The 23,759-nt window shown below is 61.5% G+C and carries 18 protein-coding genes; 6 read left to right on the top strand and 12 right to left on the bottom strand.

Annotation, left to right across the window (positions count from 1 at the left end; genetic code table 11):
* Window positions 1-55: 55 nt before the first annotated feature.
* The 4 genes from ACYQ2I_RS01120 to ACYQ2I_RS01105 form a co-directional block, all read right to left on the bottom strand.
* Window positions 56-1,585, bottom strand: coding sequence for a DUF6298 domain-containing protein (locus tag ACYQ2I_RS01120; protein ID WP_460165142.1), 1,530 nt, complete (start codon window positions 1,583-1,585; stop codon window positions 56-58).
* Between the two features lie 37 nt (window positions 1,586-1,622).
* A complete protein-coding gene (locus ACYQ2I_RS01115; RefSeq protein ID WP_460165141.1) occupies window positions 1,623-2,438 on the bottom strand; it encodes a ParA family protein in 816 nt (271 codons plus the stop codon).
* Between the two features lie 61 nt (window positions 2,439-2,499).
* A complete protein-coding gene (gene thyX, locus ACYQ2I_RS01110; RefSeq protein WP_460165140.1) occupies window positions 2,500-3,396 on the bottom strand; it encodes an FAD-dependent thymidylate synthase in 897 nt (298 codons plus the stop codon).
* A gap of 60 nt (window positions 3,397-3,456) precedes the next feature.
* Complete coding sequence (locus ACYQ2I_RS01105; RefSeq protein ID WP_460165139.1) at window positions 3,457-3,735, bottom strand: hypothetical protein; 279 nt, start codon at window positions 3,733-3,735, stop codon at window positions 3,457-3,459.
* A 246-nt stretch (window positions 3,736-3,981) separates the two neighbouring features.
* Here ACYQ2I_RS01105 and ACYQ2I_RS01100 point away from each other — a divergent pair, with 246 nt between their 5' ends.
* The 4 genes from ACYQ2I_RS01100 to ACYQ2I_RS01085 all read left to right on the top strand — a co-directional run bounded on the left by ACYQ2I_RS01100 (window position 3,982) and on the right by ACYQ2I_RS01085 (window position 9,544).
* The gene (locus ACYQ2I_RS01100) at window positions 3,982-4,374 is read left to right on the top strand and encodes a P-II family nitrogen regulator (protein ID WP_460165138.1); all 393 of its coding nucleotides are present in this window, start codon (window positions 3,982-3,984) and stop codon (window positions 4,372-4,374) included.
* 265 nt (window positions 4,375-4,639) lie between these two features.
* Entirely contained in the window at window positions 4,640-5,962 is a 1,323-nt protein-coding gene (locus ACYQ2I_RS01095; protein ID WP_460165137.1) for a Gfo/Idh/MocA family protein, read from the top strand.
* Between the two features lie 460 nt (window positions 5,963-6,422).
* Window positions 6,423-7,964, top strand: coding sequence for an arylsulfatase (locus ACYQ2I_RS01090; RefSeq protein WP_460165136.1), 1,542 nt, complete (start codon window positions 6,423-6,425; stop codon window positions 7,962-7,964).
* Between the two features lie 161 nt (window positions 7,965-8,125).
* Window positions 8,126-9,544 carry a sulfatase gene (locus ACYQ2I_RS01085; protein ID WP_460165135.1) on the top strand — a complete coding sequence of 473 codons (1,419 nt, stop codon included), beginning with the start codon at window positions 8,126-8,128 and terminating at the stop codon, window positions 9,542-9,544.
* Window positions 9,545-9,566: 22 nt separating this feature from the next.
* Here the strand turns inward: ACYQ2I_RS01085 and ACYQ2I_RS01080 are convergent, their stop codons facing one another.
* The 8 genes from ACYQ2I_RS01080 to ACYQ2I_RS01045 form a co-directional block, all read right to left on the bottom strand.
* Window positions 9,567-10,706 (bottom strand): FG-GAP repeat domain-containing protein, encoded by a 1,140-nt coding sequence (locus ACYQ2I_RS01080; protein WP_460165134.1) that lies wholly within the window; start codon window positions 10,704-10,706, stop codon window positions 9,567-9,569.
* A 28-nt stretch (window positions 10,707-10,734) separates the two neighbouring features.
* Entirely contained in the window at window positions 10,735-11,559 is an 825-nt protein-coding gene (locus tag ACYQ2I_RS01075; RefSeq protein WP_460165133.1) for a glycoside hydrolase family 16 protein, read from the bottom strand.
* A gap of 165 nt (window positions 11,560-11,724) precedes the next feature.
* Window positions 11,725-14,262: a DNA topoisomerase (ATP-hydrolyzing) subunit B gene (gyrB, locus tag ACYQ2I_RS01070; protein ID WP_460165132.1), complete on the bottom strand. Its 2,538-nt coding sequence runs from the start codon at window positions 14,260-14,262 to the stop codon at window positions 11,725-11,727.
* Window positions 14,263-14,407: 145 nt separating this feature from the next.
* A complete protein-coding gene (locus ACYQ2I_RS01065; RefSeq protein WP_460165131.1) occupies window positions 14,408-14,737 on the bottom strand; it encodes a DciA family protein in 330 nt (109 codons plus the stop codon).
* A 30-nt stretch (window positions 14,738-14,767) separates the two neighbouring features.
* Complete coding sequence (dnaN, locus tag ACYQ2I_RS01060; RefSeq protein WP_460165130.1) at window positions 14,768-15,871, bottom strand: DNA polymerase III subunit beta; 1,104 nt, start codon at window positions 15,869-15,871, stop codon at window positions 14,768-14,770.
* A gap of 379 nt (window positions 15,872-16,250) precedes the next feature.
* Entirely contained in the window at window positions 16,251-17,387 is a 1,137-nt protein-coding gene (locus ACYQ2I_RS01055; protein ID WP_460165129.1) for a DnaA/Hda family protein, read from the bottom strand.
* Window positions 17,388-17,540: 153 nt separating this feature from the next.
* Window positions 17,541-20,072 carry an outer membrane protein assembly factor BamB family protein gene (locus ACYQ2I_RS01050; protein ID WP_460165128.1) on the bottom strand — a complete coding sequence of 844 codons (2,532 nt, stop codon included), beginning with the start codon at window positions 20,070-20,072 and terminating at the stop codon, window positions 17,541-17,543.
* Between the two features lie 214 nt (window positions 20,073-20,286).
* A complete protein-coding gene (locus ACYQ2I_RS01045) occupies window positions 20,287-20,745 on the bottom strand; it encodes a hypothetical protein (RefSeq protein ID WP_460165127.1) in 459 nt (152 codons plus the stop codon).
* A gap of 354 nt (window positions 20,746-21,099) precedes the next feature.
* Between ACYQ2I_RS01045 and ACYQ2I_RS01040 the strand changes: the two genes are divergently transcribed.
* Together ACYQ2I_RS01040 and ACYQ2I_RS01035 are read left to right on the top strand one after the other, a co-directional pair.
* Window positions 21,100-21,714, top strand: coding sequence for a hypothetical protein (locus ACYQ2I_RS01040; RefSeq protein ID WP_460165126.1), 615 nt, complete (start codon window positions 21,100-21,102; stop codon window positions 21,712-21,714).
* Window positions 21,715-21,718: 4 nt separating this feature from the next.
* Complete coding sequence (locus ACYQ2I_RS01035; RefSeq protein WP_460165125.1) at window positions 21,719-23,740, top strand: DEAD/DEAH box helicase; 2,022 nt, start codon at window positions 21,719-21,721, stop codon at window positions 23,738-23,740.
* The last annotated feature ends 19 nt before the right edge of the window (window positions 23,741-23,759 follow it).

Below are 23,759 nucleotides of genomic sequence, written 5' to 3'. Positions count from 1 at the left end.
CCCCACGCCGCCGCACGCATTTTGGCAGGGAGCCGATGCCCGTTCGGCTTTCCCATCAAGGGTCTGCGCGTGCGGTGTCCGGGATTACGCGTCGTTTGAGCCATAAGACGGCCGGTCCCGAAAAAGGGGCCGTTCTGCGTACCGGTGCGCCGCCTTCCGCGACGCCGCCGGGAAGCGTCCGCACGCGCGTCGGATCGAACCATTCCGTATCGAACGTCCCCTCGGTGCCCGACAGATCAAGCACGATCGATCCGCCTTCCGGTGCGTACACGACATAGGCGCGTCCCGGTTCGGCCAGGCAGAAGCCCGAACCGGCAAGCGCGCCGGCGGGCTTCGTGTGAAGAAGATTCATCTGCGACGCATAGCGCGCGACTTGTGTGAGGTTGCGTCGAATGCGCTGCGTGTCGGGACCTTCGGTCTCGGGCCGCTCGAACGGCTTGTCGTACAGGTTGAAATGGTAGCCGCGGGTGAAGGCCGTCCATACGTAGCCGATTTCGGTGCTGCCTGCGGCGACGTGATCCATATCGACAATACCCGGCTTTCGTGCGTTGTTGGCCGGCGGATCCATCCGTCGAAAGGCGTTGTTGTTCCAGCTTCCGGCGACGGCGAAACAGTCGGCGGGGCTGTCGATGACCAGTTCGCGCGGCATCCGGCGCCACGTGCCTGTCGGTGTTCTTCCGCCGGGCGACATCAGCACCAGGTGTTGTTTGGGCTTTGTCTTTTCGTACGACTTCACGAAGTCGATCATCTCGTATTGCCATTGCGGCGCGTACAACTCGTTGGCAATCTCGAAGAACACGTTATCGAGGTGATTGACCGTGTCGATCACCTTTTTCACGTAGTCGCGCTGAAGTCTGCGGATGCGCGGATCGTTCGTGTAGAAGAACTCGATGCCTTTGCCGTCGCCGTTCGTATCGGTGTCGATGCCGTTGATGTTGTTTGCCTTGTTGAAGACGTTGCCGTCCCACAGGGTTTGAGGCGGGTTTCCGCACGCCTCGCCGTCGAGAAAACCGTACACCTCGAACAGCATGATCGACACGTACACACCCCGCGCTTGCAAGTCTTCGCAGCGCCGACGCATGCGCTCGAAGAACTGCTCGTCGAAGGCGTTCAGGTCGAACTTGTCGCCGCCGTCGCGGGCCTTTCCGTAGCCGGCGACCCGACGATACGGCATGGGCCACGCCGTCGCCTGGTTCACGGCCGCCATGCTCCCGCTGCCGGTGCTCCAAATGATCCAATTACGGACGTAATTGAAGCGGTGCTCGGTCAAAAAATCGAGATACGCGGGCCAGTCGAGCCGTCGCTGCCCTTTCCACACGAACGGTTTGTTGAACGAATTGTCCTGCAGATCGACGAAGCCTTGATGCCCGGCCAGGTAGATCGCACGGCCGTCGCCGTCGGCAAAGAAGAGCGGATTCTGCGGACACACGCGCAAGACACCGCGAATCGAAGGCAACGGGGGTGTTGCCGAGGGGGGCGGCTCGGTGAAACCGACTCCGGCACACGCCGATAACAGAATGCACGCAAACACCAGTTCGGCACCGGGCATTCGGCGGTGCGCGATTCTCCGGGTTTCGCGACACATGGCTTTCGTCCGTCGGGAAGGAGCCGCGCGGCGCGCGTCACGTCGAGTGCGACCCTTCGCGGGATTGTTCCTGTTCAATGACTTCCAGCGCCAAATTGGCGTAGTCTTCCGCCCCGTTCGAGTTCGGCGCGTATTGGAAGATCGACTTGCCGAAGCTGGGGGCCTCCGCCAGACGCACGTTTCGCCGCACGAGCGTCTTGAACATGCGGACGTCTTTCCAGATCGTCTGGCGATCGCGCTGGCTTTCGAAAAAGCCTTTGACGTCTTCGGTGACTTCCATCGCCAGGCGCGTGTTCGTGTCGTACATGCACAGGATGATGCCCGACAAACGCAGGCGATTGTTCAACCGCCGGGCGACCAGGTCGATCGTTTGCAGCAGCTTGCTCAGGCCGTGCAACGCCAAGAAGTGCGGCTGAAGCGGAATGAAGACCTCTTCCACGGCGGCCAGGGCGTTGATGGTCAAGATGCCCAACGACGGCGGGCAGTCGATGATCAGGTAATCGGGGCGCAGGTCGTCCTCTTGCAGCTTGTCGCGCAAGATGACCTCGCGCCCGACGACGCCGGCCAATTCGACTTCGGCGGCGGCCAGGTCGAGGTGCGAAGGGACGATCCACAGCCGCTCGTCGACCTGCCGGCGGGCCGAGGCCAACGTTTGATCGCGTACCAGCACGTCGTAGATCGATTGCATGTCGAGCTGCGGCTCGATCCCCAAATGCAGCGACGCATGCGCCTGCGGATCCATATCGACCAGGCACACCGTCTTTCCGGCCGCGGCGAGTGCGGCACTCAAGTTGACGGCGGTGGTCGTCTTCCCCACGCCTCCTTTTTGGTTCATGATCACGATGGATCGCATGCGCCTTCTCCCTTGGCTGCCCGATCGTGCGGCGTCTTCCGTCGCCCGAGGTGTGTTTCGATCACGAATCGTCGCGGTACAAGCCCAACAGGCGAAGTTTATCGCGGCACTCGTCGCGCTCGCGACAGCGGGAAAGCTCCTTCCACGCCGGATCTTGCGCCGCGAGAAAGGCCGCTTCGTCGGCGGGCAACGCGCCCGCCTCGGCCAGACGGCGGATCACCTCGCGATCCAACCGGCTCAAGTGCAATGCTTCGCGCCGATAGTCGCAAAAGGCGGCCCAACATTCGGGAAACAGCGGAGCCACGATCTGTTCGCCGATCGTCGTCGCATACCGGCGGATTTCCTCCTGCGCGTGCACGTCCATCCGCAAGTGCAAAAAATGCAACAGATTGTGCAGATCGATCTTCCAATAGGCTTCGGTGTAGGTCGACAGGGGGAGATCTTTGCGCGCCTGCTCGCGGGCGACACCTAACTCCAAACGCCGGTTGTACACCTGCCGGGCGTGTTCCTGAAGCGCCGCCTCGTCGCGGGTCAACTCGGCACCCTGCTCGGGATCGAGGTATCCCTCGCTGCCCTGGCGGTTACTGGTCGCCTGAAGTCGCCAACCGTCGGGCGGGGTTTGCACCGCAGCGTCGATCGCCACCGAGTAGCGCGTGCTGTACTCGTTCACCGAGGCCGTCCGATGCCGAATCCACTGCCGCCAGCAGTCCATCGGCACGCGGACCAGAAACTTCAGCTCGGCCATCTCGAACGGCGTGGTGTGCTGATGCCGCATCAAGTAGCGAATCAAAGTGCGATCGTCGGAGACGCGGCGGGTGCCTTCGCCGTAGCTGACGCGGGCGGCCTGAACGATCGACCCGTCGTCGCCCATGCAATCGACCAGGCAGACGAAGCCGTCGTCCAGGACGGGAAACTTCTTCCAGCGTAACGATTCGATCACGTCCGCGTTGCCGGCCATCGTGTTTCCTTCGTTGCGCGTGTCGACCGCACCGGCCGATCATGCCTGTCGCGTGTTCGGTCACCCCTTGCGTTGAAGCTCCTCGAGCAGCCGGGCGAGCAACGAGGGGTTGTCACTGTCGACAATGTGCGCCACCCGCGCCGGAGGAACCTGCAAATTCTTCATCGCCGCCGCTGCACGTTCCCACAAACGTTTGCGGGCTTTGCCCTCGGCGAGGTACAGATCGCCCACCAACTCGCCCAGCTTTTGTAACATCAACGTGTCGCGGTTTTCGTAATAGTTGCGGATGATCCGCTGCTGGTACGGTGTGCGATGCGGCGTATCTTGGGGGTTTGCCATCGATGAAACCTCGTGTTCCTCCGTGATCGTCCGTCTTTTCCATTCTGCCTGCAATGCCCACCTTGCCGCCTGCCCGCGAAACACGGCCTACGGGCAAGCTCTTATTCTAGCGGGACAGCCGAGCCGCCGTCGAGTGATGCGAGGCGGGATCGTCGGCTGGCACTTTGCCTCGGCCGGTGGTATGCTCAGCGGTAATGGTACCGCCCCTCCGGCGAGGGCGCTTTTTACCGAACGATTCCCAGCCGCATGACGGTGAACGACCGCCGTGAGGTCTCCGCCGTGAAACAGATCACCGCCGTGGTTCAACCGTTCGTGGCCGAGCGCGTCTTGCGCGAGTTGGCGCATGCGCCGCTGGAAGCGTGCCTGGTCCGCGAGGTGAAGGGATTCGGTCGCCAGAAGAACTATCTCGAAGAGTACCGCGGCGGCGAGTACGAGGCCGCCTTTCTGCCCAAGGTACAAATCGACTTGTGGGTCGACGATTATCGGCTGGAAGAAACATTGCGGCTGATCGTGACGCACGCCCGCACCGGCCGCATGGGCGCAGGAAAAATCTTCGTCGTCGATTGTGCTCAAGGTGAGCCGACGCCCGGCTTGCTCGCCGGCGGTACCGAAATCGATCTCGACTCGGCCGAACCGTAATCGCTTTGCTTGTCGGCGATCGACTGCCGCGTACGGTACCGCGCTTCGAAACGGTAGGCAATTTTGTCTGCCTATTTGCCGCACGAATCACGCTGCCGGTCGACAACGTGCGAAAAAAGGTCTTCGCCGCGGGGAATCCGTTCGTGACAGTCTCGCCACGGCCGACTATGCTGAAGCAAGTCATGCTTTGGCACGCAGCGGCGGGGAATCTTTCGTGCAACTCTCGAGGGTGCGTATCGGTCTCGATTCACTGGAGGTATCCACCATGGCACGCAAGCGAAACATCTGCAAAGCGACGCGGCGCGACTTCGTCAAGTCGGCCGGGGCGGCCGCAGCAGCGGCAATGGTGTTGCGGCCCGGTCTGCTGGCTTTCGGGCAGTCGCCCAACGAAAAACTGAACGTGGCCTGCATCGGCATCGGCGGACGCGGCTCGGCCAACGTCAACGGCGTGGCGGGCGCCGGTGAGAACATCGTCGCCCTGTGCGACGTGGACGACGCCCGCGCCGGAAAAATGTACGACAAGTTCCCCAAAGCCAAGAAGTATTACGACTACCGCGTGATGTTCGACGAGATGGCGAACGAGATCGACGCGGTGGTCGTCTCGACGCCCGACCATACCCACGCGCATCCGGCCATGGCGGCAATGCTGCTCGACAAGCACTTGTATTGCGAAAAGCCGATGGCGCACAACGTGTTTTACGTGCGCCGGATGACCGAGACCGCCAAAGCGAAGAAGTTGGCCACACAACTAGGCGCGCAGCGGCACGCGATGTCGAACATGCATCGGGTGGTCGAGCTGGTACAGTCGGGTGCGATCGGCGAGGTCCGCGAGGTTCACGCCTGGATCGGCGGCGACCGCGGCATGCCCGCCAAACCGACCGAGTTTCCGCCCATTCCGCCCGGCTTGAAGTGGGACCTGTGGATCGGCCCCGCGCCGTTCCGGCCGTACACGCCCGCCCTCTGCCCCTACAACTGGCGGTTCTGGTGGGACTACGGCACCGGTGAGACGGGCAATTGGGGTTGCCACGTGCTGGACATTCCTTATTGGGCGCTCAAGCTCGAGCACTGCGTGCACGTGTCGGCGACCGGTCCCGAACGCGATCCGGAACGGACGCCCAAGCAAATGCACGTGACGTACAAGTTCCCCGCCCGCGGCGACCTGCCCGAGCTTGAATTGCACTGGTATCACTCGAAACCCGGCCCCGATATTCTTCGCGAGCACAACCTGCCGCACTATGGGACGGGCGTGTTGTTCGTCGGCAGCAAGGGGATGCTGCTGACCGAGTTCGGCAAGCACGAACTGTTCCCGAAAGACAAGTTCGCCGACTTCGAATATCCCGAGAAGTTCATTCCCGACTCGCCCGGCTTCTATAAGGAATGGACGGCGGCCTGCAAGGGCGGCGAACCGGCGACGGTCAACTTCGACTATTCCGGCCCGATGGCCGAGACCGTCTTGCTGGGGAACGTCGCATACCGCGTCGGCAAGCCGTTCGCGTGGGATGCGGCAAACCTCAAGCCGATCGGCGCGCCCGAGGCCGAAGAACTGATCTTCGAAGCGCACCGCCCCGGCTGGCCGTTGCCCGGCTGATTGCCCGCAAGCCGGCGGCGCGCCGCCGAACGCACGCTTCTTTCAACGATGATCGTCCGACGAATCCCCGCGGCCAAGGCAGGAAAACCTTCGCCGCGGTTTTTTTGCGCAACCGATTCGATCCGACCACCGCAGGGCGACTCCGGCTCGCTCGGACCGGCCACACAAAGACGTACCGCGAATTTGGTCGTCGTTCTCCAGCGATACGGAAACGTGGCGGTTCGCCGCGTCCGGCGATGGCGCCCGTTCGGCACGCCCGTCCGATTCCGGTCTCTACGCGACGTTTTGAGGATCGGATATTCTTTGGCTCTTCCGCCTCGATCTGACTACGATGGAGTGTCTTTGTAGTCGCAATTTTCTACCTGTAAGAAACGGCAACGCGCGTGTTGCGGCACATGGCGGAGTGGTGCGATCGGCATCGTTTTTTCTCGAATGCCGCTCTTACGAGGACTTGTGATCTATGAACCGTTCTCGACTCCTTCTGTTCTTGTGGATCTTGGCGGTACTCTGCCCGTCGCGCACTGTGTTCGCCGATCGTCCGAACATCTTGCTGATTCTGGCGGACGACATGGGCTACTCGGATTTGGGCTGCATGGGCGGCGATGCCCGAACCCCGAATCTCGACTCGCTGGCTGCCCACGGCGTCTTGTTCGTCAACTTTTACAACAATGCGAAGTGCGCCCCCACCCGCGCAGCGCTGATGACCGGCCTGTGGAACCAGCGCACCCGCGCCTATCACGCCGCAGGCGACGTCACATTGTGCGGTATGACACCGGCAGAGGCCCTGGCCGACGAATATGTTTGCTTGATGATCGACAAATGGCATATTCGTCCCAAGCCGCTGGAACTGGGTTTTGAGCGATATTTCGGTTCCCCGTTGACGCCTATTTACTGGTGGCCGGAGAGCGACACGGCAAATAGCACGATCTGGATCGACGATCGACCGTACACCGAGGCCGATATGACCGTGCCGGTCGACGACTGGTACCTTACCGTCGAAGATACAAACTTCGCGATTCGATTCTTGAAGGAGGAGGTCGTTACCCAAGGGAAGCGGAAACCGTTTTTCATGTATTACGCGACGCACGCGCCGCACTGGCCGTTGCAGGCGCCGCGGGCCGATGTCGATCGTTACTTGAAGACTTTCGAAAACGGTACCGACGCCGCCCGCCGACGGCGTTATGAACAGATGATTCGACTGGGCATCGTCGATCAACGGCACTGCAAGTTATCGCCGCTGGACGATAAGACTCCAGCATGGGATGCGCTGAGAGAGGACGAAAAACAGTATTACCGCACGGCGTTGGCGGTTCACACGGCGATGGTCGATCGCTTGGATCAGGAACTCGGACGTCTGTTCGACTATCTGAAGGCAAACGACCTGTTCGACAACACGGCGATCTTTTTCTTGAGTGACAACGGGGCCAGTGCCGAAGGCCATCCGACTATCATTCCGCCCGGGCGCCGTCTGGGCGACCGCGGAACGCACGGCCGATTGAACGCGGTCGGCGCGTCCGTCTGCAACACACCGATGCGTGGCTTCAAATCGACCCTCTACGAAGGCGGCATCGCAACACCGATGATCTTCCATTGGCCCGCAGGCATTGGACGACCGGGGATCGTCTCCCGGCAGGTCGGCCACGTCGTCGATATCTTTCCGACTATTCTTGAAATCGCCGAACTCGACTATCCGGCGGAGTATGCCGGTCGGAACCTACACCCGTTGGACGGCCGAAGTTTGCTGCCGCATCTTCGCTCGGGTCATGAGACGGAACGCACGTTGTGCTGGAATTACGAACGATACGCCGCCGTACGGCAAGGGCCGTGGAAAGCCCTTTTGCGACGCGGGCGCGGCAACCGACCCGACGGGAGTTGGGAGTTGTACAACCTTGCCGAAGATCGCAGTGAAACGGAGAACCTTGCGGCGTCTCATCCCGCTGTTCTCGAAAGCCTGCGTCGTATTTGGGAAGCGTGGCGGCAAGATGTCGGTCCGCTCGAATGACGCCCGGCTTTCCCGAAGGTGACGCGGTGCGGCAAAACCGTGCCGAGTTCCACTTTCCTTCCTTTCGTCCCCTGCGGGTGTGAGGGTATCATACGACAATGAACTCCTGGGGGTTGTGTCGGGTCGTCGCTTACAGTGTCTTTACTCACCGGGAGTGTTCCATGAAGCGGATCGTCGCCTTACTGTCGGTTGTCGTGTGCCTGGGGCCGGTTTTTGCATCTGCCGCCGAACGGCCCAATGTCTTGTTGATTTGCGTCGACGACCTGCGCCCCGAGCTGGGGTGCTACGGCGTCTCGTACATTCATTCGCCGAATATCGATCGGCTCGCCTCGACGGGGCGCATCTTTCTGCACAACTACGTGCAGGCGCCGACGTGCGGCGCATCGCGGTTCACGCTGTTGACCGGCCGGTACGGCGGTGCAGGCAACAACGCCATCTTTCAGCGGGCGGCAAAGATGCGGCAAGACCCCCAGGCCGTGCCGCCGAGCATGCCCGCATGGTTCCGCACGCACGGCTACACGACCGTCTCGATCGGCAAGGTCTCGCACCATCCCGGCGGGATGGGCGGTCCCGATTGGAACGATCCGAACGAGCTGGAGATGCCGCTTTCCTGGGATCGGCACCTGCTGCCGGCCGGGCCGTGGCAACATCCTCGCGGCTGGATGCACGGATTGGCCAACGGCGAGATTCGCGGCGACGCGAGCAAGATGGACGTCTTTCAGGCGGTCGACGGCCCCGATGCGATCTATCCCGACGGGGTCATGATCCCCGAGGCCTTGAAACAACTCGAAGAACTGGCCGACGACGACAAACCGTTTTTCTTGGCGGTCGGAATTCTCCGTCCGCACTTGCCGTTCGGCTGTCCCGCCAAGTACTACAAGCTGTATGAAAACGTGGATCTGCCGCCTATTCCGCACCCCGAAAAGCCCGATTGGCGAACGACGTGGCACGGCTCCGGGGAGTTCATGAAATATCATCGTTGGAACCGCGACCCGCGGACGGACGCCGAATTCGCCGAGCTCGTTCGCAAACACTACGCCGCGTGCGTGAGCTATGCCGACGCCCAAGTGGGCCGTGTGCTCGAAACACTGGAAAAGACGGGCGAAGCCGACAAGACGATCGTCGTCTTGTGGGGCGATCACGGGTGGCACCTGGGCGAGCACGCCATTTGGGGCAAGCACTCGTTGTTCGAGGAATCGCTGCGCTCGCCGCTTTTGATTCGGTATCCGGGCATGCCCAAGCCGGGCGAGAAGGCGACCGCGGTCGTCGAGACGTTGGATATCTTCCCCACCCTATGCGATGTGGCGGGTTTGCCGATGCCCGACTTCGTCCACGGCGTTTCCTTACGCCCCATTTTGGAAGATCCGAAGGCCGAAGGGCACCCGGCAGTGTCGTACCAGTCGGGCCGGGCTTCGCTGCGGACCGCTCGTTATCACTTGATTCTTTACAACGACGGTTACGCCGAGTTGTACGACCACGCGACCGACCCCGGCGAGACGAAGAACATTGCCGAGGAGCATCCCGAGATCGTCGAAGAACTCGGCAAAAAGTTGCAATCGCGATTGGCACTTCGCGATTGAGCAACAGGGGTGTTGCCGAGGTTTACCGGGCGGGATTCCACAACACCTCGAGTCGCGGCGCGTGGTGATGGTACGGCTTGAGGAGGATGTCGAGATCGCCGTCGCCGTCGAAATCGCCGGTGCGTCCTTCGTGGATCCCCTGCCCGCGGCAGATGACTTGCCGGGTGAAATTTCCGCGGCCGTCCCCGAAAAAGAGCATTACCCGCGCGTCGTCGCCGGCACCGGGATCCCCCATCTCGCCGATCAGGATGTCGAGCTTGCCGTCGAGGTCGAAATCGGCGATGTCGCAGGTGTGGCCGTGGAAAACCTCGGCCAGCGGATGCCGTTTCCAAGTACCGTCGCGATATTCGTACCAGCTTGCGGTGCCGTCGGCATCACCGGGTGAGAAGACGATTTCGCACCATCCGCCGGGGATCAGTTGCCCTGCCGCGCACTGGGTGAAGCGCATGGCATCGTCGACCAGGTGGGCCTCGAGTCGGCCGTCGTCACGCAGTGAGAACCAGCGACCGCCGCCGACGGGATCGAGTCGTCCGTCGCCGTCGACATCGACCGGCCGGGCCGGAAATCCTTCCAGTTCGGCCCCTGCGCGCCATTCGAACACACTGCGATACGGCCACTTTTCGAGCGATTGCGGTTTGTGTGGAACCTCGAACCAAAGGAGTCGCCGGCCTTTTTGGTTCCACGAGAGGAGCTCGGCGCGGCCGTCACCGTCGTAGTCGGCGATCGTCTGATCATGGTGCTTGGCGGCCGCATCGCTTTTGATCGTGCGGCGTTGCCACGGGCGGTCGAATTCGGGACTGGGGTTTTCCCACCACCACATCTCGTTGCCCGAGGCGTCTTGACCGAGCACCAAGTCGAGGTCGCCGTCGCCGTCGAGATCGGCGGCCGCCCCACCCGCCTCGGGCTTGAGCGTGTGCGGCTCGATGACGCTGCGATGGAACTCCTTTCCGTCGAAGCGATACCACACGACCGCCGGGGCGCGGGTGCGCTCGCCGACGACGAAATCGCAGCGTCCGTCACCGTCGAAATCGGCCGCCACGGCACACGTTTGCTGACTTCCCGCGTTGGGATCGGGCAGACGCGTTCGCGGCCAAAGATGCTCTTCCGCCGCCGCGGACGTTCCCATGGCGACACACAACGACAGAATCGTCAACCATCGCATCGCTGGATCTCCTGCATGTCGGGATCGGCTACGGCCGACGGTCGACCAGGTCGTACACGCGCACGTAGTCGACGACGAACTCGTCGGGCAGCTCGGCCCGGCGGATGTCGCCCGCCCAGGAACCGATCTCGTCGGAAAGCTTCACGTACAGCGGCACCTGACAGACGCCGCCGGCCGACGTGCGCCAGGTCTCTTTGCCGTCGACGTAGAACACGTACTCATCGTCCTTCCACCACAGGGAGAAGGTGTGGAATCCCTCCATGACGCCGGGAACGATCGCCACGTTTCCTTTCGACCGATGGGCCTTGCCGTAGCCGTCCCAATGCAAGGTTTGTTGCACGCGATCGTCCAACCAGGGCTTTTCCATGATGTCGATCTCGGTGCCGTCGCGGCCTTCGTTTCCGACTTTACCCACCGACGTGTTGTACAGCCAAAAGGCACACCAATGCCCGGGCTGCTTGTGCAGGCGGATGCGCGCGACGTAGTAACCTTGCGCGTGCTCAAATTTTCCGCGGGTGCGAACACATGCGTCGTAGTACGTGTCGCCTTCCTTGAACGTCTTGATGACGAGATGCCCCTTGCCGTCGAGAGAGACCGCCTTGGGCGACCACCAGCCGTCGCGCCGCCGGTTGTCGGGCACGTCCCATTTGTCGGAATCGAGCGTGTCGCCGTCGAATTCATCATGCCAGACGAGCTTCCACGTTTTTCCCGCGGGCGGTTCGGGCAACGTGTCGCGAACCCATTGGGCCGAGACGGTCTGCGGCAGCAAGAAAACTCCGGTAACGAGCGCCGCCGTCAGCCGGCGACGGAGAGCACGGTCGATTGCGGCCGAGAATAAAGTCGCGTTGTGCATCGTGAATACCTCTTCTCGAAAACCTGGGACGACTACCGTCGTATCCGTCGGCGGGCGCAACAAACAGACGCGCCCGCCGAAGCGAAGCGCGTCTATTGTAATTCGCCGGTTTTGCTCGCCCCAAGCTTTTCTCGTCGCACCCGGTCGAAGCGACCGTGCGCCGCATCAAACGTCGAGGTTGCGGACCTCGAGCGCGTGTTTTTCGATGAATTCGCGTCGCGGGGCGACCGTTTCGCCCATCAGGATGCGGAACATCTCGTCTGCGGCGCCGGCGTCCTCCATGGTGACTTGCAGCAGCGTGCGGTTCGCCGGATCGAGCGTCGTTTCGCGAAGCTCCTCGGCGTTCATTTCGCCCAATCCTTTGAAGCGGGTGATTTGCAGGCCCTTTTCACCGGCCGATCGGATCGCCGGCACCAATGCCCGCAAATCCTGCAAGCCGGTGACGCTGTCGCCGCGGCGCAGCTTGTATCGCGGTTCCTGCGTGCCGGTGCGTTCGACGGGGATGAGCGCGTCGACGTCGAAACCCATGCTCCGCAGCTCTTCCAGTTGGGCGTTGATCGACCGCACCTCGTGCAATTCGGTGATGTGCAAGCGCGGCGCCGAAGGTTCGTCTGCATTGCCGTTTTCTTCTTCACCGTTGCGGTCGCTTTGCACGTGAAGCTGCTCGCCGGTACGGGCTTCGCGTTCGGCGAGGAAACCGTCGAGATCGCGACGACGGCAGAACCAGTGCTCTTCGCGTCCGATGAACACGTGATAGACGGGCAACCGGCCGCTTTCGGGGTCGCGCCGCGCCGCGTGGTCGCGCAGCGAGATGCCGCGCCGTTCCAGGGCGAGCACGGAGTTTTCCAAGGCTGCGAGGCAACGGCACAGGCGTTCCATCTCGGCGCCTTCGATCAGTCGTCCGTCGCCGGGATCGAACACGGCGTCGGCCAAGCCCAACTCGAGCAATTGGGCCTTCATTTCTTCTTCGGTTTGCACGTAGTAGACGTTCTTCTTCTGACGCACACGGAAAAGCGGCGGCTGGGCGACGTAGACCATTCCGGCACGCACCAACTCGTACATTTGCCGATAGAAGAACGTCAGCAGCAACGTGCGGATATGCGATCCGTCGACATCGGCGTCGGTCATGATGATGATCTTCCCGTAGCGGCGCTTGGCGAGGTCCACTTCGTCGCCCACACCGACTCCGATCGCCGAGATGATACTGCGGACTTCCTCATTGGCCAGAACCTTGTCGTCCCGCGACTTGTAGGCGTTGATAATCTTACCTCTCAACGGCAAGATTGCCTGGAATTCGCGGATTCGTCCCCCCTCGGCGCTCCCGCCGGCCGAATCACCCTCGACCAGATACAACTCGCAATTGTCGTAATCTTTGCTCGTACAATCGCGCAGTTTGCCGGGCAAGCCCGCACCGCTGAGGGCGCCTTTGCGTTCCCGCACCAACTGACGGGCCTTGCGGGCGCTTTCGCGGGCCTCGGCCGCGAGGATGCCTTTGCGGATGATTTCGCGGGCGACCTTCGGATTCTCTTCCAGGAACTTCGTCAAGAAATCGCCGACCGCCGAGCCGACGATGCCTTCGATCTCACTGTTGCCGAGTTTGGTCTTCGTTTGGCCTTCGAACTGCGGATGCGGCACGCGCAACGACAACACGGCCGTCAGGCCTTCCCGCAAATCGTCACCGGAGGGAACGAGGTTTTTGAACATTCCGGCATTCTTGCCGTACTGGTTCAGCGTGCGCGTGAGCGCCGCCCGAAAGCCGGAAACATGCGTTCCGCCCTCGGTCGTGTTGATGTTGTTCACATACGAATGGAAGTTCTCGGTGTAATCGTCGCTGTATTGCAGCGCCAATTCCATTTCGATGTCGTCGCGTGTTTCGTGGAAGTAGATGACTTCCGGGTGCAGCGCGTTGCTTCCGCGATTGAGATGTTCGACGAACTCGATGATCCCGCGCTCGTAGTGAAAGGTCTCACCTTCACCGACGCGATCATCGCGATAGATGATCTTCACACCGCGATTGAGGAACGCCAGCTCTTGAAGCCGCCGGTACAACGTACTGTAGTTGAATTCGACGGTCTGAAAGATTTGGGGGTCGGGCTTGAAGGTCGTCTTCGTGCCCGTCCGCTTCGTCGTTCCGATCCGCTGCACGGGACCGGTCGGCACGCCGCGTTCATATTCCTGTTGATGGACGGCGCCGTCGCGGGAAACTTCGACCTCGCACCATTCCGAAAGGAAGTTGACGACCGTCACGCCGACGCCGTGCAAACCGCCCGAGGTCGCGTAGGCGCCTTTGCTGAACTTACCGCCGAACTTCAACACCGTCATCACGCCTTCGAGCGTCGAAACGCCCAAGTCGGGATGAATCTCGACGGGAATGCCGCGGCCGTCGTCTTCGACGGTCACCGAGCCGTCGGTGTTGATCGTGACGCGCACTTCGGTGGCGAAGCCGGCCATCGCCTCGTCGATCGAGTTGTCGACGACCTCGTACACCAGGTGATGCAGACCTCGCACGCCCGTATCGCCGATGTACATACTCGGCCGCTTCCGTACGTGCTCGAGATCGCTGAGGTGTTCCAGGTCTTCGGCCGAATACTCGGTCTTTCCGCCGTTCGTGCGGGTATCTTCGTTTTCCGGCTGCGACGAATGGGAATTGTTCTTCTCCGGTTCGGGAGCCGCTTGCATCTCGACGTGATTCTCTTCCGACATCGTTTGTATTCGTTCCTCGTGACAATTTCGACGATCGACTCGACGCACGGCGGTGAATCGATCGGGTGGAATGTTTTCCGTGGATCCGTCCTTTTGCTTCGGCCGGGATGACCGGCCGACCGTTTGCAGCTTTCGATTCACAACGTCACTTGAAGGGCAACGTTCCGATCCGAAAGCGAATGTCTTGAATGCCCAACTCCGGTAACTCCTCTTGGAGCCGTGCAATCAGTTCGGGTTTGCGGAAGGTCAACTCATGCATGATCACCGAGGCGGCGACCAGCACTTCGAGCGTTCCGCGCCGAATCGAACCGGGTTGGGTAAACTCTTCCAAGGGAGGATCGACCAGCCGCGCCCACACTTGCTCGAGCCGCCGAGCCGCTTTCACCCGCCCCAGCCCCAGCCGGGCCGTCTCTTGAGCGAGAATCTCGCCCAATCGCTGCGGTCGCCCCCCGCGTCGACTCGATCCGGTGTTCATGGTTCCGTTCGCCTCGACGGGGAAAGGTTCCTACGACAACGGCATCACGACGTGCGTGTAACCGTCGTCGGTCTCGAAAACCACCGGCGAGCTACCGTCCTGCAAGCGAATCGTGACGCTCGAATCCTCATCGAGCACCCGCAGGAAATCGCTTAGGTACTGCGGGTCGAGCTTGCTGACGATTTCTTCGCCGTCGTAGCTGACGGGCATCTCGATGCGGGCTTCGCCCAGCTCGGCACCGTGCGTCGTAAACACGATCTTGCCGTCGCCGAAAATCAAATGGATCGCGCGGCGTTCGACGTCGGCCACGATCGCCGCCTGGCGAACGGCCGAATAGAATTCGCCGACCGGGACGGTGATCTCGACCGCATCGGAATACTTCGGAATGATTTCCCGCCACGGCGGATAGCGGCCTTCCAGCAGCCGGCAATAAACGACCGTTCGGTCGTGACGCAACAGTGCCGCGTTGTCTTGGACGCAAAAGAGCACTTCGTCGTCGCCGTCGTCGAGGATGCGGCTGATCAGTTGCACCGCCCGCGTCGGCACGATCGTGTTTTTCTCGGGTGTGTAGTCGCCGACCGTGTCGATCGATCCGAGTTGCCATCCCAGGCGCCGTCCGTCGGTTGCAACGGCCGATACCGTGTCGTCTTCGAAATCGAACAATACGCCGCCCAACGCGTACCGACCGCTTTCCGGATCCGTGGCGAAGACGGTTCGCTGAATCATTTCACGCAAAGCCTTGGCGGAAAACTTCTGATAGGCCTCGGCGTCGAAATCGGCAACGTCGGGAAACTCGTCGGGGTTCGGAATGGGCAACTGGAAGTTGAATCGGCTTCCCGAGAGAACGACTTTCGCCCCGTCGCACTCGAGCGCGACTTTCTCATCGTTCGTTTCCCGTAAGATGGCCAACGTGCGGCGGATAGGCAAAAGAGCTAATCCAGGAATCTCCACTTCGACGCCCGGCACGTCGATCCGGATCGCGATCTCCAGGTCGGTCCCCAACAGGGTGACTTTTTGATTCGTCGCGATCATCTTGATCGTTCCCAAGACGGGCTTCGGCGTTCGAGTGGGTGCCACGGAAGCCACCGTCTGGAACGCGGGCAAAAACTTTTCGCGGGTAATTTCGACCTTCATGGTGATCAGGCTCCTGTTCGAGGGAACCGTTCGTCTTCGTCCCGGCCGAGCGGGCGTGTCGATTGATTCGAATCTTGTATAAGTAAACCGTATTGTCGTTAGTGTTCGGATCCGGCGTGTCGACAACCCGCTCTCGGATTCTCGGTGGATTTCGAAATCGCTTATTTCCCTAATAGTTCGGATGTTGTCTCGTCTACCATACCGATGGGGAAAACCTGTCGCCGGATCGTCGATAATTTGTCGATCAACCGTTCGCTGCAATGTTTACAACCGGCGACAACGGGCGCCGATGTCGATGGTTGCCGACCGGTGACACCGATCGACAGTCATTCGACACGTTTTCCCCAAGGATTTCGATCCGTCGACGGCCGGCGGGCTGTCAGCCGCACAAAGCGTCCTCCACGCGAAGCTCGCGAAGCAGCCGCTCAATTTCGCGTTGAAGTATTTTATCTGTCTTTTGTAATTGTTCTATCTTGTGGCAACCATGCGACACGGTCTTGTGATCGCGATTGCCGAAGTATTTTCCGATCTCTTTGAGCGTGTAGCCGAAATGCGCGTGTGCCACATACATGGCAACGTTTCGCGGCAGGACGACGACTTGACGGCGGTCGGCGCTGCGCAATTCTTTGACCGAGCGGCGGAAGGCTCGCGCGGCCAATCGGGCGATCAGCGGCAAGTCCGGACGCTGCGATGCGCGCCGTCGTTCGATCCACTTGCGCACGTCGGCGACATCCAACGGTCGGCGCGTCGCGCCCTCGGGGCGGACCGCAGCCAGCAGCTCGCCGAATCGAGCGGTCATCGCGCCCGCCGAACCTTCCAACGATTCCGCCAGATAGTCCAACGCGGCTCCCGTAATGCGGCATCCCAACTTGTCGGCAGTCAGCCGCAAAAACAGGCGTCGTGCGACCGGGCCGGGAAACGCCACCGGCGCGGTGTATCCGCCTTCCAACCGGGCTGTCAAGGCCCTCGGAAAGCCCGGCAACTCCCACGGTGCAAACTGCGACGTGCAGGCGATGGCCGTTTGCGATTCGACGGCTGCCTCGAACACTTGGAGGAACTCGTCGATCGCCGCGGGATACCCGGCCAAGTGTTCGATGTCCTCCAGCACGAACAAGCCCAACGCGGTGATTCTCGCACGCAGCAGGTTTCCTTGATCGCGGTCGATCGCGCGGGCCAGGGCGCGGCGATAGTCGACCGCCGTCTGGACCACGAAGGGAACGTCGGGGAACAGGGCCCGCCAACCGGCCGTCAACGTGCGAACCAGACAGCTCTTTCCCGATCCCTCCGGCCCGTACACGTACAACGGCGGAATGGTGGCTGCGGGCGAATCCTCCTCGCGTCGCCGCGCGGCGGTTTCGAGAAACAGCTCGCAGGCGACGGCCGCGGTGCGGTTCTCGGATCCCACGACGAAATCGTCGGGGCGAGGGAGACCGGTCTCGTCCTCGCCGTCGATGTAGAAAAACGTCGGCGGCGTGTCGGAACGCTCGCGTTGGCGGACGCGTGTCTTCGACTGCACGATTTCCGGACCATCCTCGATGGCTATGTCGAACCGGGCCGACCGGCCGATACACAAAGTCCTTATTTTACCGCATTTCCGCCGATTTTACGAGGTCCGATCCGCTTGCGACTAACCCGATTGAGGGGGTTTTGTGAGCCGCAAAAATACCACTCATTCGGGTGGTTTGTCGGAAGGACCAAAGCAGTAGATATCACCTTCCTCGGTGGCGACGACGAGGCGGTTCTCGACGACCGCCGGTGAACAGGAAACGGCGCCGCCGAGATCCTTTTCCCACAGCAGTGTTTGAAGCGTTGTGTCGCGCGCGTCGAGGCAATACAGGCGCCCGTCCATCGAGCCGATGTACACCCGGTCGCCCACCCGCACCGGCGAGCCGTCGACGTAGCGTCGCGTCATGAATTGGCCGCGGGGTTTCCCCGTCCGGCGGTCGAAGGCGCGAACGCTTTTGTCGCGGGCACCGACGATCACGAGCTCGTCGGCGAGCACGGCGGAAGATCGAAACGACAGGCTGCCTGCTTTTTCGGCCTCGAACCGCCACGCGATCGAACCTTCTTGCCAATCGACGGCGAAGAAAAGGCCGTCCTCGGTGCCCACGTAGGCGATGTTGCCTGCCACCGCGGGTGTACAGCCGGTCGGCCCTTCGAGATCCACCTTGCGCACCTCTTCGCCGGTGAACAGGTCCAGCACGTGCAAGGCTCCGTCGCAGCCGGCGATCAACGTGAAGTGATCGACGATCGGCGGGCAGCAGCGGATTTGGTCTTCGTTCTCGAAGGCCCAACGCTTTTCGCCCGTTCGGGCGTCGAGGCAGTACAGGTTGAAGTCTTGCGACCCGAAGACGACTTCGTTGCCGAAGAAGTTCGCTGAGTTGTCGATTTCGCCGTCGGTTTCGAACTTCCAGCGGACGGATCCGTCCTTGGCGTCGAGGCAATAGAACACGCCGTCGACGTCGCCTACGTAAAACGCTCCGTCGTGATACGCGGCCGACGCGGTGAAGCCTGCCTCGCTCTCGAAACGCCATTTCACTTCGCCGGTATCGACATCCAACGCCAGCAGGGCACCCATGACGCTGCCGACGACGACCGTCCCTTCGGCAATCACCGGCGAAGCCGAGAAGCTCTCCTTTTCTTCAGTGTGTACCCAGACGGTTTCCAACCGCGCAGGCAAATTCGCCTGCGAGATGCCCGTACAGGAAGGCGTTCCGCGATACAACGGCCAACTCGAGGGCCCGGCCGCATCGAAGTTTGCCGGTTCCGTGCGGCTTGCCGAATCAGGTGTCGAATCGACGACGGGCTTCGGATTCGGGCCGGCACGTGATTCGCCGTTTTGCGGTGCTTCGTCGCTTGTCTCCTGGGACCGCGACGGGCTGCCCGCGAACAAGTACAACGCTTGATCGGTGCGGACGATCAGATCGCCTTCGACGATCGCCGGTGTGGCCAAGATACGGCCGGGAAGCTCGTTGTCGGCCGACAGCTTGAACGTGTCGGCGGCCTCGACGACGAACAGATGACCTTGTTCGTTTGCCGCGTACAGGCGCCCGTCGGCTGCCACCAGCGACGCGGTAAACGTGCCGCCGAGTCGCTCGCTCCAAATCGTTGAACCGTCACCGGGGTTGTAGCAGGTGATCGTCTTTTGATCGCCGACCACATACAACCGGTTGCGGTAGACGATGCCCGACGGAATGTAGGGGCCGCCGCGCGGCAGGCGCCAGCGCACGCGATTCTTGGTGACGTTTCCCCCTCCGCCCGGCTCGACCGCGATGATCGGCCCGTTACGACCGCTCAAACTGAAGACCAAATCATTCGCATACAACGCGACGGGTGTGACCAGCGTTTCGAGGCCGTCGACGTACCATAGTTCTTTTCCGGTGCGGGCATCATAGGCGGTCAGTCGACCCGTGCGACCGAATTCGCCGCCGTTGACCAGACATTCGAAGCGCGTGCCGCGATCGGTCTCGACCGGAACGACGACCGGCGTCGTCCACGAGCCGGTGCTTTCTCGCGAGCTGCGCCACAGCAGTTTGCCCGAGTTCTTCTCGAACGCGACGAGGTACGAGTTTTCGGAGGCGTCGCAAAGCTGGATGACGCTGTTTTCAAACAAGATCGGGCTGGCGGCCGTTCCGTAGATGTGCTCGAGCTTTCCCAATTCGGCATGCCAAACGAAATTCCCGTCGAGGTCGTAGCAGAAGAGCCCCTGTGATCCGAAGCACACGTAGACGTGCTCGCCGTCGACGGCCGCCGATGCGGATGCATGTCCGTTTTTCGCATGCGTTCGCCCCGAGGCCTTCGCGGCGCGGACTTTCCAAAGGAGATGACCGTCGGTGCGATCGAAGGCCATCACGTACAAGTCGGGCGCCGAGCGGGAACCTTCTTCGGCGGTCAGAAAAATGCGATCCTTCCAAACAACCGGCGAGCTGTTCCCGGAACCCGACAGCGGTGTTTTCCAGACCGCGTCTTTCTCGGAAAAAGTGATCGGCGGGCGGCCGGTCCCGATTCCCTGCGCGTTCGGTCCGCGAAACTGCGGCCAGTTTTCGACGGCCGTTGCTTCCCGCGGATCGCTTTGGAGAATCGGCCAAGGTCCCGCCGCCGGAGAAACGACCTTCTTGCGGCAGCCGCCGGCAATCGCCGTCACACACGCAGCGACCCACAGCCATCGGAAGACGAAAGCAGACGAAATGTTCGATTTCATGAGCCTTTTCGCGCGCAACACAAGAAGACAAAGAGGCGGAAGCAGGACCGATTTTGGTATCCCATCTTAGCAGCGCGCGGCGCCGAGGGGGACGATCGGACGCACCGCGACCGTGGACGACGAAACGGCAGGCTCGCGTATGCGCAGCATGCAAGCCGGCGTGGAATCCAACGTGACAAACGGCAAGAGTGACGGCCGGCTGCGAAGTCGTGCCTCAGGACGAGGTATTTTCAGAATCGGTGTGGCTCGGATCGCTGCTGAGCTGGGCCATCACCTGCACCAGCCCGTTCAAGTGTGCCATCCGCGGCCCGAAACGATCGACAAACTCACTGAGAAAGAATTCGCCGTCCATCAGGCCGTCGTAGCCGTCTTCGATTTCTTCCGTCAAACGGTAGAGAAACTCGGTTTGGATCTTGCTGAGGGCCTCGGCGGCCTTGCGGCAGCGCTTGGCCAAATGCGGATTCGCCTGGCGCCATTGTTCCAACTCGTTGGCCCGTTGACGCTGGTTTGCGTTCACCTGGTGTACGAGCCGTTCGAGCAATTTTGTCTGTTGCTCCTGTTGGGCCAAGATTTGGCGCATCAGGAAGATCAACTCGCCCATGCCGCCCCCCTGCGGGCCGGTTTGGGCCCCGACCTGCGTCACGTCGATTTGCGTGAAGAATGGTGGTCGCATATCCGGCTTCCCGCTCGATGTGGAGTGATCCGCTCGTCTGAAAAATCCAGTATAGGCAGGCCCGATCAGGAAAGTCGAGTGTTATGCGTGAATCTTTCGGGAAACATTTTACCGCAATTGTAAGACCGACCGGCGTAAACAGAAAACATTCGCCTTGCTTTGGGATTGGTATAACCCGAACAATCCATGCAGATCTAAAGTCCGGTACTACCGATACCCGATGCTGGTGAAGTCTGAACCGAAATCCCCCTCTCGATGGACACGAGAGGGCAGCACATCCTGAGAATAGGCAACTTGCGAGATATGGATAAAGAACCAGCGACAACACTCAGGGCAGATCTAGTCCTGGGATTCATGACGGTGGTCGAGTACGAAGAACTCGGCCACGTGGGGGGATACCTCGTCGTCAACGGCCTGGGGCGCCCGTTGGAGTTCCATTGCACAGCCCCGGTGCAACCGACCAAGGCGCAACAGATTCTCTACGGTCCCACGTTTCGCGGCTACCTTTACGGGGAGCGCATCGCCCGCACGCTCTTCGAAAATGCCAAATCGACGCCTGTCCTCGTGTGCGTCGATTTACCGGAACTCCTCGAATTGGGGGATCACGTGTCGGTTCCGGTCGCCTTGAGTTCGCGCGAGGCGAATGGGGCGGAAGCGCACGCCGGGTCCCGGCAATCGGCAGTCGCGGCCCCACACTTTGCCCACAATGCACAGGTTTCCGAGACTTCTTTGGCGTGCGGTGCCGAGTTCGCGCATCGGGGCACCGCGGCAGAAGGGAGCACGGCGACCACCGTTCGGGCACCCGTCGTCGTGACGATCGGCACGAATCGATTGGTCTTCACCCAACCCCACGCAGCGCGGGCGGAAAATGTCCGCACCTTGCTGGAACCGTGGGCCGAGGTCCTCGATTTGGTGGAGCCGTTCACACGGATTCGCGAGGCCGTCGACGAAGCACGACGAGGGCGCTGAGGTCATGAAGTTTCGATTTTGGTTCGGCGGTAAGACGCGGCGACGAACAACCGAGGCGCCGCACCACCCGGCCGACGCGCACGCAGTAGCATCGCCCGCTTGCAGCGCGGAAGAAACCTCGCGCGCACCCGCCGCCGAGCGGGAACCGGTCGCCGCGGTCGGCGAGTCGCCGTGCGTTCAATCCACTGACCGCTGGAAGGCGGCGGTCGCCGAGTTGCCGGTCGTGATCGAGAGTGTTCCGGTCGACGTGCCCGTCCGTACCTACGCCACGGGTTGGAACACGGCGCTGGCACGCGGAATCGATTGTCGCGTTCGCGCGTTCGATACCAATCATGTGAACGTGCGGGCGATCTCGGTGGCCGTTCCGCGCGTTCCGGTCCGAACGCAAAGCTGGTACTTTGCCGTCGAAGGCGATCCTGCGCCGGCGCGCGAGGAGGCGAAGCCGAAGCCCGATCGATCGGCGGGTCGCAAGTTGGCGGTGTCGCAGGAAGAACTGTTGAAACTGCTTGCCCGCAGCCGGACGCGGGTCAAGCCGCCGCGCGACGTCGTGCGGCTGGAAGACCGCTTGCACTATTTGTTGCAACCGTCGCTCGAATCGATCTTGATCGAGCGGCAACTCGAGTTTCCCTTCCTGCCGTTTCCGTACCAAATGGAAGGGATCGCCTTCTTGTACGCCCGCCACGCAGCGATCTTGGCCGACGAAATGGGCCTCGGAAAGACGATGCAGGCAATCACGTCGATTCGCCTGCTGGTTCGGTCGGGCGAAATCCGTAACGTGCTCTTGGTGTGTCCCAAACCCTTGGTCACGAACTGGAAGCGGGAATTCGATTTGTGGGCGCCCGAGATTCCCGTCGTGATCGTCGAAGGCGATCGAGCGCGACGCGAATACCTGTGGCGCCTGGCGAATATTCCCGTCAAAATCGCCAACTACGAGCTGCTGCATCGCGACCACGACATCTTACTTGCCGACGATTCGCGTTCGGCGCCGCTGCGGTTGGTCGATGAAGACGGGAACTCGCACGAGGCGACGGCGTCGGCGAAGCTCGATTTCGACCTGGTCGTCCTCGACGAATCGCAACGGATCAAGAACCGCACCAGCGCCACCAGCAGGATCGTCCATCGCATCCGGCGTCGGCGCAGTTGGGCCCTGACCGGGACGCCGGTCGAGAATAGTACCGAAGACCTGGTCGGCATCTTCGAATTTCTCGCGCCGGGATATCTCTCTCCCGAACTGAAGCCGCAGCGAATGGGCGAGACGGTCTCCGACTTCGTGCTTCGCCGCACCAAGGACCAGGTGCTGACCGACCTACCGCCGAAGCTGTGGCGCGATGCCGAGGTCGAACTGACGCCCGAGCAACGCGAAACCTACGATCGCGCCCAGACCGAAGGCGTCATTCGGCTCAACGACATGGGACGCGAGTTGACCATTCAACACGTCTTCGAATTGGTGCTGCGATTGAAGCAGATTTGTAACTTCGATCCGGTCACCGGCGCCAGCGCCAAATTGGAACGGCTGGAAGCCGATCTGGAGGAAGTCGCGCAAAGCGGCCGCAAGGCCATCGTCTTCAGTCAATGGGTGAAGACCCTGGACGAGATCGAACGCCGTTTGGCGCGGTTCCATCCGTTGGCCTACCACGGCCGAATCCCCCCGCAAAAACGGGACGACGTGATCCGCCGCTTCCGCGACGATCCGAAACACAGCGTATTACTGATGAGCTACGGGGCCGGAAGCGTCGGATTGAACCTCCAATTTTGCGGCTACGTGTTCCTGTTCGACCGTTGGTGGAACCCGGCGGTCGAAGACCAGGCGATCAACCGGGCGCATCGGATCGGTGCGGCGGGTCCGGTCACTGTCACGCGATTCTTGGCGGTGGACACGATCGAAGAGCGGATCAACCTTGTACTCGAACAAAAACGCGAGTTGTTCGAGACGATCTTTTCCGGGCATCGAGGGCCGACGAAGATGGGCCTCACGCAAGAGGAGATCTTCGGCCTGTTCGACCTGCGCTGCCCTGCCGCGGCGTGAGTGTACGACGGCTTCCTCG

The organism is Thermostilla marina (genome assembly GCF_054657455.1).
The sequence above is the reverse complement of the archived record's forward strand: the minus strand, read 5'-3'. Positions and strand labels throughout refer to the sequence as shown.

Coding starts and splice junctions, on each gene's coding strand:
- ACYQ2I_RS01080 (WP_460165134.1), bottom strand. CDS start 10,706: ATGCGATGGTTGACGATTCTGTCGTTGTGTGTCGCCATGGGAACGTCC.
- ACYQ2I_RS01075 (WP_460165133.1), bottom strand. CDS start 11,559: ATGCACAACGCGACTTTATTCTCGGCCGCAATCGACCGTGCTCTCCGT.
- ACYQ2I_RS01045 (WP_460165127.1), bottom strand. CDS start 20,745: ATGCGACCACCATTCTTCACGCAAATCGACGTGACGCAGGTCGGGGCC.
- ACYQ2I_RS01050 (WP_460165128.1), bottom strand. CDS start 20,072: ATGAAATCGAACATTTCGTCTGCTTTCGTCTTCCGATGGCTGTGGGTC.
- thyX (WP_460165140.1), bottom strand. CDS start 3,396: ATGGCCGGCAACGCGGACGTGATCGAATCGTTACGCTGGAAGAAGTTT.
- gyrB (WP_460165132.1), bottom strand. CDS start 14,262: ATGTCGGAAGAGAATCACGTCGAGATGCAAGCGGCTCCCGAACCGGAG.
- ACYQ2I_RS01115 (WP_460165141.1), bottom strand. CDS start 2,438: ATGCGATCCATCGTGATCATGAACCAAAAAGGAGGCGTGGGGAAGACG.
- ACYQ2I_RS01065 (WP_460165131.1), bottom strand. CDS start 14,737: ATGAACACCGGATCGAGTCGACGCGGGGGGCGACCGCAGCGATTGGGC.
- ACYQ2I_RS01035 (WP_460165125.1), top strand. CDS start 21,719: ATGAAGTTTCGATTTTGGTTCGGCGGTAAGACGCGGCGACGAACAACC.
- ACYQ2I_RS01095 (WP_460165137.1), top strand. CDS start 4,640: ATGGCACGCAAGCGAAACATCTGCAAAGCGACGCGGCGCGACTTCGTC.
- ACYQ2I_RS01105 (WP_460165139.1), bottom strand. CDS start 3,735: ATGGCAAACCCCCAAGATACGCCGCATCGCACACCGTACCAGCAGCGG.
- ACYQ2I_RS01090 (WP_460165136.1), top strand. CDS start 6,423: ATGAACCGTTCTCGACTCCTTCTGTTCTTGTGGATCTTGGCGGTACTC.
- ACYQ2I_RS01100 (WP_460165138.1), top strand. CDS start 3,982: ATGACGGTGAACGACCGCCGTGAGGTCTCCGCCGTGAAACAGATCACC.
- dnaN (WP_460165130.1), bottom strand. CDS start 15,871: ATGAAGGTCGAAATTACCCGCGAAAAGTTTTTGCCCGCGTTCCAGACG.
- ACYQ2I_RS01120 (WP_460165142.1), bottom strand. CDS start 1,585: ATGTGTCGCGAAACCCGGAGAATCGCGCACCGCCGAATGCCCGGTGCC.
- ACYQ2I_RS01085 (WP_460165135.1), top strand. CDS start 8,126: ATGAAGCGGATCGTCGCCTTACTGTCGGTTGTCGTGTGCCTGGGGCCG.
- ACYQ2I_RS01040 (WP_460165126.1), top strand. CDS start 21,100: ATGACGGTGGTCGAGTACGAAGAACTCGGCCACGTGGGGGGATACCTC.